We start from the raw sequence: 14861 nt of genomic DNA, 5'->3' as shown, positions 1-14861 counted from the left end.
CGTGGCACAGGGCAGACTGGCCGTCTGTTCAAGCCGCGGGGCACGGCCTGCGGGCCTTCTGGACGTCACCCCGTCATCAAAATTTAAAATGTTGGGGCCGCACTGTATGCGCGCCTCGCTTCGCCCCGCCGTCTAGACATACTCCCGGTATGCCGTCGCCGCCGGGGCGAAGCGAGGCGCGCATACAGTGCGGTGACGGGTACGTGGAATAGATCAGGGCATCCCTAGCGCCCGGCAAATACCACGGCCGGTGACAGCTTCAGTACGGGCCGCACGCTTAGTGCGGCGGCCCCCAGGCTCACCAGCACCACCATCAGCATGCCGAACAGCGGCGTGAACCACATCAAGCGGAATGGGTAGTCGATGTAGCCAACGGCATAGCTGGCCAAACTGCATGCACCCAGCCCCAATCCGCTTCCCAGCATGGCGCACATGCCGGCTTGTACGAACAGCATGCGGATCAGCAGGCGTGGCGTTGCCCCCATTGCTCCAAGCAAGGCGTAGTGACGTAAATTCTCGCTGGTGAAGATGTACAGCATTACACCCGTAACGCCAAATCCTACGGTCATGGCCAAGAGCAGCATTGCCGCGATGTCGCCGACGTCTTCGGAGTTGACCAGGAACCAGAGTACCGTGTCAGTTTTGAAGTCGGATGCGGCGCGTGCCCTCAAGCCTGTGCTTGCCTGGATGCGTGTGGCAAGTTCGCGCGCGCTTATACCGGGCGCCGCACTGGCCAGCACGAAGGTCAGCCGGTGGCGTTCCGGCGGCAGGAAGCGGCTGGCGTTGGCGATCGTGGTATAGAGCAAGGGGCGTGCCGGATAACGCGGCAGCGCTTGCGCGATACCCATCACCACGGCGCGACGATCATTGATCTGCAATTCGTCGCCTGCCTGCAACATCCGCGTTGGGACGTCCAGATGAGATGCTCCGTACGGCCATTGATCCTGCACCCGGGCTGGCGTATTCAGCTTGTCACTGGTGCCGCCTTCGGCGACCAGCACTGCGTCAGGCGCGCGCAGCAGCGACGGCGATGCGCCAGCTTGAATGGGAGGAATGCCTGCCAAGCTGGCGTCATCCACGCCGATGACCTGGAACGACTGGAAGCTGCCATTGGGAAAGCGGACTTCCGCCGTGCCAAGCGCCATCGGCACGGCGTAGTGCACGCCTTGGACGCTTCGCACGCGGTACAGCGCGGAATCGGGAAGATTGGTGGTCAATTCGGTCGAGGGTACGGCCGGATCCATCACCCAGACGTCGGCCGAAGGATTCTCGGCAATTAAAGCGAAGCCCCAGGTCATGAACCCGCAAAAGTAGGACATGGCGAAGGTGACGAGAAAGGAAGTGAATGCGATGCCGAAGATCAGCCCCGCGAACTTGGCGCGGTCACCCCACAACATCTTGATGGCAATGCGAAACATCAGCCGTGTCCAGGCGCGCTTGAAACAGTGGTATCCGCATGCGGCGCCGATTTATCCCATCCACCGCCAAGGGCTTTGTACAGCGCGAATAACTTGGACCATTCGGCTGCGGTACTGCGCTCCAGGTCGCCCTCTGCCTGCAGCAGGCGTTGCTGCTGGTCGAGGACACCTCGAAAGTCGATCAGTCCGCCCTGATACTGGGCGCGCGTGCGCTCGAAAACTTGCCGACTAGAAGTCACGGTGGCGGCCAATGCGTCGTGATGCCGTTGTTCGTCGTGATACGCGGCTAGCGCGTTTTCCACATCTTCCAGCGCCGTCAGGATCGCCTGCCGGTAGGCAAGCAAAGCCTGCTGGGCTTGGATGTCGCGCACTTCGATGGTGGCCTTGATCTGTCCGCCGCGAAAGACCGGCCACGTCAACGACGGTCCGATGGACCAGATAATGCTATGCGGATCGAAGAAACTGCTGGCGCTGAAGCTCGCCAGTCCCCCCGAAGCATCGAATGAAAATCGCGGATAAAGCTCGGCTGTGGCGACACCAATGCGGGCAGTGGCCGCCGCCAGTTGCCGCTCGGCGCGTTGCAGGTCGGGCCGGCGACGCAACAGGTCCGACGGCAATCCAACAGCTATAGCGGGCGGTGTGTCATTCAATGGCCGGCTTGCTGCAAGCTCTCCAATGAGCGCCTCCGGCGGCTGTCCCGTCAGCACGCCGAGTCGATGGATGGCCTGTTTGCTCAGGGTTTCCCATGCCGGTAAGGTCGCTTCGGAACTGTGGAGCTGCGCTTCGGCAGCGTCTACCTCGACGTCGGTGGCGAGCCCGCCGAGGTATCGCGAGCGAACCAGGCTCAGCGCATCACGCTGGTTTGCGGCACTTTGCATGGACAGGGCGAGCTGGGCCTGGCTGTTGCGCAGGTCCACGTACGTGCGTGCCACTTCCGCCGTCAGCGACAGCGCCACGGCGTTGCGCTCGAAAGCGGCGCTCTGCGCATTCGCTCGCGCGGCTTCGATCGAACGGCGCGTGCCGCCGAACAGGTCCAGCTCCCAGCTGGCATCGAATCCGGCCTGGAACAAGTTCTGCAGCGAAGCGCCCGAGCCAAGATCACCGCCCTGGATGAAGGGAGAAACACCTGGCGCGTTTGCACTTTGCTGCCCTCGTTCCGCCGAAGCAGAGGCATTCACGGCCGGCCACAATGCCGAGCGGTTCTCCCGCAGCATGGCGCGCGCTTCGCGAATACGGTAATCGGCGTGCTGCAGATCGAGGTTGGTGCTCAGCGCACGCTGGACGAGAGCGTCGAGCTGCACGTCCCCATAGAGTTTCCACCACTCAAGCGGTACCGCCGAGGTCGTATCGTCGTTGCTGGCAGCTTCACTCCAATTCGCCGGCATGGACACGGATGGGCGCTGGTAGTCCGGTCCCACCATGCAGCCGCCAATGCATGAAGCGAGAATGGAAAGCAGCAGCGTGCGTGTAAACGGGGATGTCATGACGCCTTCGCTCATGACCGTGGTGTGGCTTTGCCGCCGGACTGCTCCGGCGGCGCCTCGATATAGACATCCACCAGCTGGCCCACGTAAACCGGCAATTTCGCCGGGTCAAAACTGTAGATCACCTGCAACACGCGCGTGTCGACCCGCTCGGTGCTGTCGCCCGTCACGACGGCACGGGGAATCACCGTGGGCTCGATGCGTTCGAAGCGCAGCGGGATGACGATATTCGGGTTCCCGCGCACAAAGGCGGTGGCGGCGGAGCCGGCGTGCACACGCCAGGCATCGTTCTGATCGATGTTGGCGCGCACATGCAGGCGTGTGTTGTCGCCCAGTAACATAAGTGGCATGCCGGAAGAGGCGTATTCCCCGGGATGAATATTGATCTGCAAGACTGTTCCCGCTGCCAGCGCGTGCACGCTGTGCAGATCCAGTTCCTTGCGGATGCGTTCCAGATCCGCTCGCGCGCTGTCCAGGGCGGCCTTGGCGACGGCAGCGTTGCCTCGGCGACGACTCATGTCCTCGCCGCTGACCGCGCGCGGGTCAGGCACGCTCTGCGCCAGCGCGAGTTGACGCGTCGCTTGCGCCCATTGCGCCTCAGCCTCCCTCACTTTGGCGGTGGCGGGAAGCAGCTGGGCTTGCAAAGCGCGATCGTCGATCTCGAACAGCCGGTCGCCAACCTGGACACGATCGCCCCAACGCACATCGATCGCCGTCACGATGCCGGCTACCGGGGTGCCGATGGGAATGTTCTCCAGGCGCGCTTCGATCACGCCTGCACCCGCAACATAGGCGGCGTAGGGTATGCGCGGCTGCGGCATCGGTGTGGCCGGCGCGGATGGTTGCCATGGGTTGCCCAACACGACGGCGGCGATGGTGACGGCAAAACCGAGTACGGCCAGCGACGGTAATAGGTAATTAGATTTCATGGGAAGTTCCTGGCACGCGGGTCACATCGACGATGCGCCCGTCGTCCATATGCGCAATGCGATCGGCGAATTCCAGGATGCGCGGGTCGTGGGTAACGACGATCAAGGCACGCCCTTGCGTCCGAGCCAGCTCGCGCAGCAATTGCATGATGCTGTGGCCGGTGGCGTGATCCAGGCTGCTCGTGGGTTCATCGCAAATGACGAGGTCCGGTTCGTGCACCAGCGCACGAGCAATGGCGACGCGCTGTTGCTGTCCGCCGCTGAGCTGGCTTGGTAGCAGATGGGCGTGACCGGCGAGGCCGACGCGTTCCAGCAGTGCCCCGGCTTTCGTCTCGGCCAGGCTGCGCGGCAGGCCATGGATCAACAAGGGAACTGCCACGTTGTCCAGGGCCGACAAGGTCGGCAACAGATTGAAAGCCTGAAACACGAAACCGACGTGGCGCCCGCGAAACACGGTGCGAGCCTCAAGCTCCATGCGCTGAATATTCTCGCCAAGCAGGTGACAATCGCCCTCGTCGGATTCGAGCAAGGCGGCAATCACCGATATCAGGCTGGTCTTGCCGCAGCCGGATGGGCCGACCAGCATCAATAATTCTCCCTTGTACACGTCAAGGTCGATGCCGCGCAGCGCCACGACACGGGTATCGCCGGTCCCGTAGTACTTGACGATGCGCTGGCAACGAACGGCAGGGGAAGAGGGGGGAGGCATCGCGGGTTCTTCACGCCGATAGGCGGCCAGGGCGAACACCATGCCCGACGAGACTTAGATGAGACTTAGCGCTGGCCAGGCGTATGCGAGCCGGGATGCATGGTTGCCAGTCCATGCGCGGCGACGCGTAGAATGACGCATGCGAATACTGGTCGTAGAAGATGACGCGATGATCGCGCAGGCTGTGCTGCAAGCCCTGCGCGATGCCGCGTACGCGGCGGACTGGGTGCGTGACGGGCAAGCTGCGATGCACGTACTCTCCCAGCACGAGCATGACGCGGTGCTGCTCGACCTCGGGTTGCCACGCAAAGATGGAGAAGCGGTATTGCGACAGCTTCGCAAGCACGGCGACACCGTGCCGGTGGTGGTGATGACTGCGCGCGATGCCATTGCCGATCGCATCGCCATGCTTGATCTGGGCGCCGACGATTACCTGGTCAAGCCTTTCGACATCAACGAACTGCTGGCGCGTTTGCGCGCTGTGGGGCGTCGTGCAGCCGGGCAGGCTACGGGCAAGCTGAGTCATGGCCTGTTGACGCTCGACCCGGCCAGGCACGTGGCGTGTTTCGACGGTGTGGAGTGCGAACTGTCTGCGCGCGAATACGCGCTGCTGGAAGCTTTGGTGCTGCGTCGCGGCTCCATTGTTTCGCGCTCCACCCTTGAAACCGCGTTGTACGGATGGAACGAGGAAGTGGAAAGCAATGCCATCGAGTTCCTCATTCACCGCGTCCGCAAGAAACTTGGCGCGTCGGTCATCAAGAACGTCAGAGGTGTGGGATGGACATTGGGCAACGCGCAGCCTCACGATCGTTGAGGGTGCAGCTATCGCTGTGGATCATCGGCTCGATGCTGGTGATTGGATCGATCGCTACCGTGGCCTCGTACTACTTTGCGATGCAGGAAGCGCATGCGTTGCAGGACGACACGCTCAAGCAGATCGGCGCTTTCGCCACGCGGATTCCAGCCGCAGTCGTCAAGCAGAACGACTTGCAGCGTTCGCAGGCGCTGTCGTCGGAAACCTCGGTCGATATCGTCCCGCTGCAACAGGATGGCGCCGCAGGAACATGCGGCGCTACGCGTGAGATCACGATTCCCTGCGGCCTCGGCGATGGCCTGCATGCCTTATATGCCCATGGCGGGCGATGGCGCGTCTGGGTCGGATCGCAGCCTTCCGGTTTGCGCTTCGCGGTGGCGCAGCCTACTGCCTTGCGTGACGAAATCGCCCGCGATGGTTCGATGCGCACCTTGGTGCCCATGCTGTGCTTGATAGCGGCCTTGATTCCGCTGGTGGCAGGGGTCGTTCGGCGCATGTTGCAGCCGGTCGTGCAACTGGCCGAGGCGCTCGACCGCGCCGATGAAAGAACCGTGGTCGAGTTGCCTACGCAGGGTATACCATCCGAGGTTGCTCCTTTTATCGCCTCGATCAATCGGCAATTTAAGCGCTTGCGCGAATCGATCGCGCAGCAACGCCGCTTTGTCGCCGATGCCGCCCACGAACTGCGTTCGCCGCTGACCGCCTTGACTCTGCAGGCGCAAAACCTCGATCGGTTGCCGATGACGCCTGAGATGCGGGAGCGGATCGATGCACTGCGCGCGGGCCTGAGTCGAGGTACGCGGCTTGTCGCGCAGCTGCTTTCGCTGGCACGTTTGCAGCAGGACGCCGCGACCGCAAGCGAAACGGTGGCGGTGCAGGAGCTTGTCCATCAGGTCGTGGACGAAACTTATGCTTATGCCGAGAGCAAGCAGACTGACCTCGGTGTAGAGCAGCTGGAGGCGCTCGCCCTGCATGCCGATCGCTTGGCCTTGCACGCTGCCTTGAGGAATCTCGTCGACAACGCCATTCGCTATACACCGGAACACGGCCGGGTCGACTTGCGCGCCTATCGGGATGGCGGCTGGGCCTGCATCGAGGTGGAAGACAACGGCCCGGGCATGCGGCAGGAAGATCTCGCCCGCGCCTGCGAGCCCTTTTTCCGCGCCCCGGGCACCACCGAAATCGGAAGCGGCCTTGGGCTGGCGATCGCCGCTGACATGGCCCGAAACCTCGGAGGGGAGCTGAGCTTGCACACTACCGGGTCCGGCCTGCTGGTTCGTTTGCGATTGCCGTGTTCGGACATCGCAGCAAGGGCAAGTTGAATTCGGCAGCTGGTGCTCGCGGCTCAGCGAAATCGAGGGTATCCACTCACCGATATACGCAATCACCACCTCGCATGTCGGAAACTCGGGTATTCTGCCCGCCGGACGGTCGGTTGGTCATGGGGGGCCGTCATCGGTATGTTGTATTTTTGGTGCATCTTTGCCGCCGTGAATAAGCGCCAGAGCGGCATGGTGCCGGCCTATGCTCAGAGCCAAGACTGATTTCTTATATGAAACAGCCGCGGGCGGGTTGCGCAGAACGAACTCAAGGCAGTGTAAGGGGTTGCCAGCAATAAGGGGGGAGCATGGCAGTGAGCATGCGAGCAAGCGCCGTCGATCCGGGACGCTGGTTCCGGCGCTTTGGCGCGCATACCGGCACGCGTCGTCGCCTGATCTGTTTCCATCACGCTGGCGGTGGACCTTCGTCGTTCCGGGAGTGGCAGCGGTACGTCGCGCCGCATACGGAAGTATGGGCGGCGGCGATTCCGGGGCGGGAAACGCGCTTCGCCGAACGGCCACTGTATCGGCTGGATACGCTGGCCATGCTGCTGGCGGACGTGATGCCGCTGGATCTGCCGTTCGCCTTCTTCGGCCATAGCGTGGGGGGCGTGGTTGCCTTCGAGGTAGCAAGGCAGTTGCATGAACGTCGTTTGCCCTTGCCGCAGCGGCTGTTCGTGTCGGCTTGTTGCGCGCCGCAACTGTGCCGGCGGGAAAAATCGCGCGCCAGCCTGAGCGATGCCGAGCTGTTGCACACACTGCAAAGTTATGCCGCCACCTCGAAGGAGGTCCTCGGACATCCCGAATACCTGCAGATGGTGCTGTCGGTGCTGCGTGCGGACTTCAATCTCGTCGATAGTTACGCGGTGCCGGAAGGCTGCACGTTGCGATTGCCGATCACCGCCTATGCCGGTACCGCCGACAAGCACATCACGCCAACGCGGATACTGGCCTGGGAGCGTTGGGCGCTGCCTGGCTTTGCCTGCCGCAGCTTCGACGGCGATCATTTCTATCTGAATCATCAACGCGTCGCGTTGATCGACGATCTGCTTGCGCGTTGGAGCCATCACGCAGCGATGCGCTTTGCCGGAGCCAACACATGAATGATCCGGCCGCCGAACCGGATCTCTTGCCGCAAGCCCGCGCGGGTTGCCGATTCACCCTCATCCATGACTTGCCGGCCGACTCATGGCTGGAGGCACGACGCATCTGCGACGATGCCTTGTTGGGGGCAACAGCTTTATGCTGATCCTGCGCGGAGTGGAGGCCTTTGCCGACGAAAGCATGCTGGTCGATAAGGATCGCCAACGTGCCGCGCGCTTTCGTCAGGCTGACGATCGGCGTAACGTCGCGCTGGGCCGTACGCTGGCCCATCATCTGGTTCGCCCCGTCGGGGCGCCGGTGCCGTACGCTTTTTCCCTCGGGCGTCACGCAAGGACGTTTGCTTGGACCAGGACGAACCCGTACTCAGCCATCCGACCGCCTTGCGGTTGATGGATTTGCCGATGGGCGAGGAGCTGGTGACGGTTTAGCTGGCGCAAGCAGCCCCGACGTCGGGTGTCGTTGCGATGGTGGTTTTTGCCGATATGTGATCCGTGGAGCGGGATGGCTTGTAAAATTGCTCGCTCGGGGCGAAGCTCTTGTCCGGCCAGGTCGGGGCGTTGCGGCCAAAAGCAGCTAAGGCGAAGGCATTCGCCAAACGGGGGAGGGAACCATGTTCGGCAGCATAGTCCTTGAAGTCGCTACAGGCATGATCGTGTGCTTTGGCTCGGTCGCGCTGATCTCCAGCAGCGTGCAGGAGGCAGCCGCTTCCATGTTCCGGCTGCGCGCCAGAACGCTGTTGACGGGTGTCACGCAATTGCTCAATGGCCACTCCTTGGTGCTGGACATCTATAACCATGCCCTGGTCAATCCTCGCGGCGACGGCCGCGCCGACAGTCTTGCCAAGCTGTCCATGAAGCTGGCGCCGTCCTATATCGCGCCGGTGAATTTCGCGCGCGCGCTGGTGGACGTGCTGAGTGGAGGCCGAGTCGCGTTCGCGAATTTGCGCCCCATGCTCGAGGCCATTTCGGATGCGCAAATTCGCAGTTGCCTCTGCGGCATGTACGACCGTGCCGCCGGCGATGCTGCCGCCTTCGAGAAGCAGCTTGCCGACTGGTTTGATTCGGCCATGGACCGGATCTCCGGCGCCTATAAAAGACACGCGCAGTTCCTGGCGTTCGTGTTCGCCTTGGCGATATCCATCACCTTCAACATCGATGCCTGTCATGTGCTGACCCAGTTATGGACGATGTCCGCCGCAGGCTTGTTCCACCTGCCGGTTCCGTCATCGACGCCGGGCGTCAACGACGCTTTATCGGCACTGGGTCAGTTGCCGATCGGATGGGGTGCTCCGCCTGTTTGGAGCGTCAATGTGCTGTATGCGGTGGCCGGCTGGTTAATCACCGCCAGTTCGTCGTTGTTTGGCGCGCCATTCTGGTTCGGCCTGCTCGGCAAGGTCACTAATCTGCGCGGGGCAGGCGGAAAACCCAACGCTGCCTGAGGCGGAATAGATCAGGGCATCCCTAGGGGGCCGCATCCGGTGTAGTGCGTGCTGCATCCCGGCTCATGGCGCGAGCGCGGCTACGTGGCGGACGCAATGATGGAAAGTTGCCATGACATGCAGTTCGCTCAAAAAATTCTACTGCTGCGTCAGGCAAGCACAAAGCAAAGATGAGGCGCAAAGTCGTCGTGTAAAGGGAAATTGATTTGGATCAAGTCCTGGTTGCGCTGTTGAGCTACCCTTTTTGCAAGGCGCCAGGGCGGCGTTTGTGCTAATTGATCAGGATCCATCACCTTGCGGCACCAGTCTGATGTTTGTACATTGCGCGAAGGGGATTTTCACTATGGGTGCCGGCCTGATCCATTCACCCTAGGCATGGGGTTTATTCCATGAGGAAGATCGACTGTCGTCACAGCGGTTTTCTTGGAGCCTTCCGCGAAGTCGCCGTGCTGGTGGCGATCGCGATGCTTTCGACAGTCGCTGGCCGACTTCATGCACAGACCCAGAGTTCGCTGACGGTGTCGGACTCCACCGCAACACGTGTCATGGCTTGTACCGCCTGTCATGGGGAGCGAGGGCAGGGCAGCGAGGACGATTATTTTCCTCGGCTCGCCGGCAAGCCGGCAGGGTATTTGTACAACCAGCTGGTTTCCTTTCGGGACGGCCAGCGCAAATACCCTCCGATGAATTATTTGCTCGCGTATTTGCCGGATACTTATCTGCATGAAATGGCCGGTTATTTTGCAAGCCAGCAAGCTCCTTTTCCGGTGTTGCCAAGACTCAGTGTGGGGCCGCAAGTGCTGGCGCTGGGAAAGAAGCTGGTGCTGAAAGGCGATGCTGCGCGGCATATTCCCGCGTGTGTCGCTTGCCATGGCGCATCATTGACCGGCATGTCGCCCGATATTCCCGGTTTGCTGGGACTGCACAGCAAATACATCAGCGCGCAGCTTGGCGCATCGCGTTATGGGACACGAATAGCAAGCAAGTCCAACTGCATGCAGCCGCTGACCAAGCTGTTGTCGGAGACAGACATTACGGCCGTCTCCGCCTATCTATCTTCACTTCCCGCGCCTGCGAATCCTGCGCCAGCCCCCGCGGGTTCGCTGAAACTGGCGCTCAGCTGCGAAGGCGCCGAGGCAAGATGAGCATGCCATCGCTACCTCGACAAACCCATGGACAGTCGGCCGGCGCGTTACGGTCGATGCTTGGCCTGGCCTTTGGCCTGATGGTCCTGGTGCAGGGCGCGCGATGCCAGGAAGCATCCACCATTGCGCAAGGCGAGTACCTGGCCCGGGCGGGAGACTGCGTGGCCTGCCACAGCAATCCCGGCGACCAGCCCTTTACAGGCGGCCGGGCGATGGCAACGCCGTTCGGCACGCTCTATTCGCCGAATATTTCGCCCGATCCGGTAACCGGCATCGGTGCTTGGACGCCCGACGAATTCTACGCAATGATGCATACTGGGCGGACGCGCTCGGGGGCGCTGCTTTACCCGGCCATGCCATTTGCCGCCTACACCAAGGTGACTCGCGCCGACGCGGATGCCATTTTTGCCTACTTGAAGTCGGTTCCGCCGGTACGCCAGAAAAATCGGGAGCAGGACCTGCGATTCCCGTACAACAACCGCAACTTGTTGCTCGGTTGGCGCACTCTCTATTTTCGTGAAGGGGAATACCAACCTGACCCGTCGAAGTCGAGCGAATGGAACCGCGGCGCGTATCTTGTCGAAGGGCTCGGGCACTGTTCGATGTGCCACACCGCGATCAATGCGCTAGGCGGCAGCTCGAAGTCGGAAACCTTCCAGGGCGGCTTGATTCCTGCACAGGAATGGTATGCACCCTCCCTGACCTCCAATCGCGAAGCAGGACTCGGCGACTGGAGCATCAAGGATATTTCGGACCTGCTGCAAGCGGGTGTATCGGAGCGCGGCGCAGTCTATGGCCCCATGGCTGAAGTGGTGTACAACAGCCTGCAATACTTGTCCGATGCCGACATCCATGCCATGGCGGTCTATCTGAAGGCATTGCCGTCTACCGGCCAAACCGCTGCGCCGAACGAAACGCAGACGCAGGACAAGCTTCGTCTCTCCCCATTGGGAAAGAAGATTTACACGGCACAGTGTGCGATGTGCCATGGATCGAATGGCGAGGGCAAGGGCTGGGATTTTCCTCCGCTTGCGGCGAACCAGTCGATTCAAATGGCCTCTTCCGTCAATCCGATTCGCATGGTCCTCAATGGCGGTTACCCACCGGGGACCATGCGCAATCCCCGGCCTTACGGCATGCCGCCATTTGCACAGCAGCTGTCCGACGAAGAAGTCGCGGCGGTGGTGACCTACATTCGCACGGCCTGGAATAACCACGGAACGGCTATTACGGTCCAGGATGTCAATGCGTTGCGGTCGGTTCCGCTGAATTGAGAGGGGCGAGATCCCAATGTCCAGTCATGACGATCCATCGGCACGAAGCGAAGACGAGCGTGTGGAGGAAATCGTAAGAGCCGGCCCCCGTGGCGCGCTGACGGTTACCGGCATCGCAGTGGCAATCGTCATCGGGCTGTGGTTCCTGTTCTATTTCCTGGTTTTCCTGCCGCGTGGCGTGATTCACTAAAGGACCTGTCGTGGCCCAAACGTTTTCCGCTAATTCGCACGATACGGCCGCGCTGACCGCGCGGATCGAGAAGCGATGGGCTTTCCTGATGGTCGGCATCATCAGCCTGCTTGTCGCAGTGGTCATTTTTACCAGCCTGCATTGGGCCATGATGCCTCCGTCGCGGGTCGAAACCATCAATCCCTCGACCCTGCACCTGTCGGGCGAATTCGTCGAGAGCAATCTCGGCAGCGCCGTCGAGCCGGACGGTTCGATTACCGTGCGGGTCGTCGGGCAACAGTATTCGTTCACGCCGCAGTGCATAGTCGTACCGTCAAAAACGCTGATCACATTTCGGGTGACCAGCGCCGACGTCATTCACGGGATGCTCATCACCGGGACGAACATCAATTCGATGGTGGAACCCGGCTACATCTCGACCTTCAAGACCGAATTCAAGCAACCCGGCGATCACTTGATGCCTTGCCATGAGTATTGCGGCGTCGGTCACGAGGCCATGTGGGCGAATGTAAAGGTGGTCGACAAGGACGTTTTTTCAAAAATGGCCCTCAACACCAGGAGGCTGACCTGTGATTTCTAACAAACGCCTGGTTCTCGCCCATTTTTGGCTGGCGTTTGCCGTCTTCGGCGTCGCCATCCTGCTTGGCGAATGGCAAATGTTCATTCGCAGTCCCTTGCACGCCTGGCTGCACAACCCCGACCTTTACTACCGCTCGGTCACCGCGCATGGCACGGTGATGGGATACGTCTTCCCGACCCTGATCGCCATGGGTTTCGGCTACGCCATCACGGAGCTTGCGCTCGACCAGCCTCTGATCGGTCGGCGTTGGGCGTGGGCGGGGTACACGATGATCATCATTGGCTCGATCGCCGCGGTGGTACCTGTGGCCTTGGGGCTCGACTCGGTGCTGTACACGTTCTACCCGCCGATGATCGGCAACGCCTTCTATTACATCGGCGTGGTACTAGTTGTGGTCGGATCGTGGATCTGGGTTGCGCTGATGGGTATCAATCTGCAGGCGTGGAAGCGTGCGCATCCGGGGGCTCCTGTACCGCTGCCCATGTTTGCAAATGTCGCTGCTGCCTATCTGTGGGGCTGGACGGCGGTTGGCGCGGCCCTGGAGTTGCTGTTCCAGATACTGCCGGTGGCGCTGGGTTTTTCAAACACCATCAACGCGGGGCTGTCGCGCGTGCTGTTTTCCTGGACGCTGCATGCCATCGTCTACTTCTGGCTGATGCCCGCGTACATCGCCTTTTACACGATCGTTCCCCGTGCCATCGGCGGACGCCTGTACAGCGACACTATGGCCCGAATTTCCTTCGTGCTGTTCCTGGTGTTCTCGATGCCGATCGGCATCCACCATTTGTTCGCCGATCCGCAGGTCGGCTCGGGATTCAAATTCATCCATTCCGTGTTTACCGCCATGGTGGCGGTGCCCACGCTGCTGACGGTGTTTACGATCGGCGCTTCCGTGGAAATTGCCGCTCGCCTGCGTGGCGGGAAAGGCGTGTTCGGCTGGCTCAAGGCGCTGCCCTGGGACAATCCGCAAATGCTCGCCTTGGCCTTTTCGTTCGTGATGCTGGGCTTTGGCGGCGCGGGCGGCTTGATCAACATGAGCTACCAGCTGGACTCGACCATTCACAACACGCAATGGGTGACCGGCCATTTCCACCTGATTTTCGGTGGCGCGATCGTGATTATGTACTTCGCCATCGCCTATGATCTTTGGCCGCATCTCACGGGACGGGCGATGCGCGATCTGAGTCTCATTCGCGCACAGTTGTGGCTGTGGTTCATAGGCATGATAGTCACGACGTTTCCATGGCATTACGTCGGTATCCTGGGCATGCCACGGCGCATGGCCTACTTCGACTACAGCGCCCCGGGGGCTGCGGGCGAGGCAATCTGGGTCGTCATGTCGACGCTGGGCGGTGCTTTACTGGTCGTTTCGGCCGTGCTGTTCCTCGTCATCCTTTATCGCAATCATTCCGCGTGCCAGGTCGAGCCTGCCCCGTTCACCTTCAGCAAGGCCATTCATGAGCCGGTTTCGCTGCCGCTGGCCTTGAATGGACTGGGGCTTTGGGTGGGCCTGATGATCGCGCTGACGATCACGAATTATGGCTATCCGATCGTGCAGCTCATGGGCTTGCCCGACGCCAAGGTGCCGGCGGTCTTTGTGGGAGCGAAGTGATGAATGCTCATCGCCCCCGCCTGATATCGTTTCGAAATCCCTGGTTCAGCGCCAGTGTCGGGGCCATCTCCCTGTTGTTCCTGTTTTCGGCTTTCGTAGGATTTGTCTGGCTTCCGTCGGCTCAGGATGATGCGCTGTTCAAGGGGCTGTTGAATGCGATTTGCAGTGCCGCAGGCAGGCCCGGGGCCTGGTTGGGCGAGGCGGCTCCCGCGGTTCCGCCCAAGGCTCCCGTCTCCAGCGTGGTGCTTACGCCGGGCATGTTTGATGGAGCGTCCGCCGGCGGTTCCATCGGCCGGGGTGCCACTTTGGCGCTACGTTGCACGATGTGCCACGGCGCCCGCGGCGTTAGCGCGGCAAACACACCGGACCTGGCCGGGCAATATGCAGCTTCGATCTATAAGGAGCTGCGCGATTTTCAAAGCGCTGCGCGCACCAGCGCCATCATGGCGCCGATGGTGGTCGGGCTTAGCGATCAGGATCTGCGCGACTTGTCGGCGTATTACGCGGCTTTGCCCCGTGATGGCGGATCGGGCGAGCGGAAAATGCAGCCGGTTCCCACTATCGTTGCGACCGGGGCGCCCATGCGGAACGTCGCTCCCTGCGAATCCTGCCATGGCGATATGGCGACCAAGCTGGGGGCGCCTTGGCTCGGCCTGCAGCCACGCGACTATCTGAAATCTCAGCTGGAGGCATTCGCCCACGGAGGCCGCCACAACGACATCAGTGCACAGATGCGAAATATCGCGCGCAATATGACGCCGGACGAGATCAACGCATCGGCGAGCTATTACGCGGGAAACAGGTAAGCGGCGGGCGGCGGCAAACGGCGAATGGACCGAAGCTTT

15 protein-coding genes are annotated in these 14861 nt (G+C 61.4%); 11 read left to right on the top strand and 4 right to left on the bottom strand.

What is annotated here, in order from left to right:
* Nucleotides 1-224: 224 nt before the first annotated feature.
* Genes QQJ96_RS04835 through QQJ96_RS04820 form a run of 4 tightly spaced genes read right to left on the bottom strand, consistent with a single transcriptional unit; the run spans nt 225 to nt 4582 of the window.
* On the bottom strand, nt 225-1418 hold the full coding sequence (locus QQJ96_RS04835) for an ABC transporter permease (protein WP_284330832.1): 1194 nt from the start codon (nt 1416-1418) through the stop codon (nt 225-227).
* Nucleotides 1418-2902: an efflux transporter outer membrane subunit gene (locus QQJ96_RS04830; protein WP_284330831.1), complete on the bottom strand. Its 1485-nt coding sequence runs from the start codon at nt 2900-2902 to the stop codon at nt 1418-1420. The genes QQJ96_RS04835 and QQJ96_RS04830 overlap by 1 nt, the downstream gene beginning before the upstream one ends.
* Before the next feature lie 11 nt (nt 2903-2913).
* The gene (locus tag QQJ96_RS04825) at nt 2914-3831 is read right to left on the bottom strand and encodes an efflux RND transporter periplasmic adaptor subunit (protein ID WP_284330830.1); all 918 of its coding nucleotides are present in this window, start codon (nt 3829-3831) and stop codon (nt 2914-2916) included.
* Nucleotides 3821-4582, bottom strand: coding sequence for an ABC transporter ATP-binding protein (locus QQJ96_RS04820; protein ID WP_284330829.1), 762 nt, complete (start codon nt 4580-4582; stop codon nt 3821-3823). Before QQJ96_RS04820 ends, QQJ96_RS04825 begins: the two co-directional genes overlap by 11 nt.
* A 97-nt stretch (nt 4583-4679) precedes the next feature.
* On the opposite strand from QQJ96_RS04820, the gene QQJ96_RS04815 reads away from it, so the two are divergent.
* The 11 genes from QQJ96_RS04815 to QQJ96_RS04765 all read left to right on the top strand — a co-directional run bounded on the left by QQJ96_RS04815 (nt 4680) and on the right by QQJ96_RS04765 (nt 14822).
* Complete coding sequence (locus tag QQJ96_RS04815) at nt 4680-5354, top strand: response regulator (RefSeq protein WP_284330828.1); 675 nt, start codon at nt 4680-4682, stop codon at nt 5352-5354.
* 2 nt (nt 5355-5356) lie between these two features.
* The gene (locus QQJ96_RS04810) at nt 5357-6676 is read left to right on the top strand and encodes an ATP-binding protein (protein ID WP_284330827.1); all 1320 of its coding nucleotides are present in this window, start codon (nt 5357-5359) and stop codon (nt 6674-6676) included.
* Between the two features lie 305 nt (nt 6677-6981).
* Nucleotides 6982-7776 carry a thioesterase II family protein gene (locus QQJ96_RS04805; RefSeq protein ID WP_284330826.1) on the top strand — a complete coding sequence of 265 codons (795 nt, stop codon included), beginning with the start codon at nt 6982-6984 and terminating at the stop codon, nt 7774-7776.
* Nucleotides 7773-7922, top strand: a complete 150-nt coding sequence (locus QQJ96_RS04800) for a hypothetical protein (RefSeq protein ID WP_284330825.1) — start codon at nt 7773-7775, stop codon at nt 7920-7922. Before QQJ96_RS04805 ends, QQJ96_RS04800 begins: the two co-directional genes overlap by 4 nt.
* 465 nt (nt 7923-8387) lie before the next feature.
* Entirely contained in the window at nt 8388-9215 is an 828-nt protein-coding gene (locus QQJ96_RS04795; protein WP_284330824.1) for a hypothetical protein, read from the top strand.
* Between the two features lie 389 nt (nt 9216-9604).
* Entirely contained in the window at nt 9605-10360 is a 756-nt protein-coding gene (locus QQJ96_RS04790) for a c-type cytochrome (protein WP_284330823.1), read from the top strand.
* A gap of 2 nt (nt 10361-10362) precedes the next feature.
* Complete coding sequence (locus QQJ96_RS04785) at nt 10363-11634, top strand: cytochrome c (protein WP_284330822.1); 1272 nt, start codon at nt 10363-10365, stop codon at nt 11632-11634.
* A 16-nt stretch (nt 11635-11650) separates the two neighbouring features.
* Nucleotides 11651-11824, top strand: a complete 174-nt coding sequence (locus QQJ96_RS04780; protein WP_284330821.1) for a hypothetical protein — start codon at nt 11651-11653, stop codon at nt 11822-11824.
* A 10-nt stretch (nt 11825-11834) separates the two neighbouring features.
* Nucleotides 11835-12404, top strand: a complete 570-nt coding sequence (locus QQJ96_RS04775) for a cupredoxin domain-containing protein (protein ID WP_284330820.1) — start codon at nt 11835-11837, stop codon at nt 12402-12404.
* The gene (locus tag QQJ96_RS04770; RefSeq protein WP_284330819.1) at nt 12394-14016 is read left to right on the top strand and encodes a b(o/a)3-type cytochrome-c oxidase subunit 1; all 1623 of its coding nucleotides are present in this window, start codon (nt 12394-12396) and stop codon (nt 14014-14016) included. Before QQJ96_RS04775 ends, QQJ96_RS04770 begins: the two co-directional genes overlap by 11 nt.
* Nucleotides 14016-14822, top strand: a complete 807-nt coding sequence (locus QQJ96_RS04765; RefSeq protein ID WP_284330818.1) for a c-type cytochrome — start codon at nt 14016-14018, stop codon at nt 14820-14822. The genes QQJ96_RS04770 and QQJ96_RS04765 overlap by 1 nt, the downstream gene beginning before the upstream one ends.
* The last annotated feature ends 39 nt before the right edge of the window (nt 14823-14861 follow it).

The sequence above is a fragment of the Dyella flagellata genome, assembly GCF_030160275.1.
GTDB classification, from domain to species: domain Bacteria; phylum Pseudomonadota; class Gammaproteobacteria; order Xanthomonadales; family Rhodanobacteraceae; genus Dyella_B; species Dyella_B flagellata.
This window is presented reverse-complemented; position numbering and strand designations above follow the sequence as displayed.

Bases quoted from the DNA above. Each gene is read 5' to 3' on its own strand.
- QQJ96_RS04795 (WP_284330824.1), top strand. From the start codon at position 8,388: ATGTTCGGCAGCATAGTCCTTGAAGTCGCTACAGGCATGATCGTGTGC.
- QQJ96_RS04800 (WP_284330825.1), top strand. From the start codon at position 7,773: ATGAATGATCCGGCCGCCGAACCGGATCTCTTGCCGCAAGCCCGCGCG.
- QQJ96_RS04815 (WP_284330828.1), top strand. From the start codon at position 4,680: ATGCGAATACTGGTCGTAGAAGATGACGCGATGATCGCGCAGGCTGTG.
- QQJ96_RS04780 (WP_284330821.1), top strand. From the start codon at position 11,651: ATGTCCAGTCATGACGATCCATCGGCACGAAGCGAAGACGAGCGTGTG.
- QQJ96_RS04835 (WP_284330832.1), bottom strand. From the start codon at position 1,418: ATGTTTCGCATTGCCATCAAGATGTTGTGGGGTGACCGCGCCAAGTTC.
- QQJ96_RS04825 (WP_284330830.1), bottom strand. From the start codon at position 3,831: ATGAAATCTAATTACCTATTACCGTCGCTGGCCGTACTCGGTTTTGCC.
- QQJ96_RS04785 (WP_284330822.1), top strand. From the start codon at position 10,363: ATGCCATCGCTACCTCGACAAACCCATGGACAGTCGGCCGGCGCGTTA.
- QQJ96_RS04765 (WP_284330818.1), top strand. From the start codon at position 14,016: ATGAATGCTCATCGCCCCCGCCTGATATCGTTTCGAAATCCCTGGTTC.
- QQJ96_RS04820 (WP_284330829.1), bottom strand. From the start codon at position 4,582: ATGGTGTTCGCCCTGGCCGCCTATCGGCGTGAAGAACCCGCGATGCCT.
- QQJ96_RS04790 (WP_284330823.1), top strand. From the start codon at position 9,605: ATGAGGAAGATCGACTGTCGTCACAGCGGTTTTCTTGGAGCCTTCCGC.
- QQJ96_RS04830 (WP_284330831.1), bottom strand. From the start codon at position 2,902: ATGACATCCCCGTTTACACGCACGCTGCTGCTTTCCATTCTCGCTTCA.
- QQJ96_RS04805 (WP_284330826.1), top strand. From the start codon at position 6,982: ATGGCAGTGAGCATGCGAGCAAGCGCCGTCGATCCGGGACGCTGGTTC.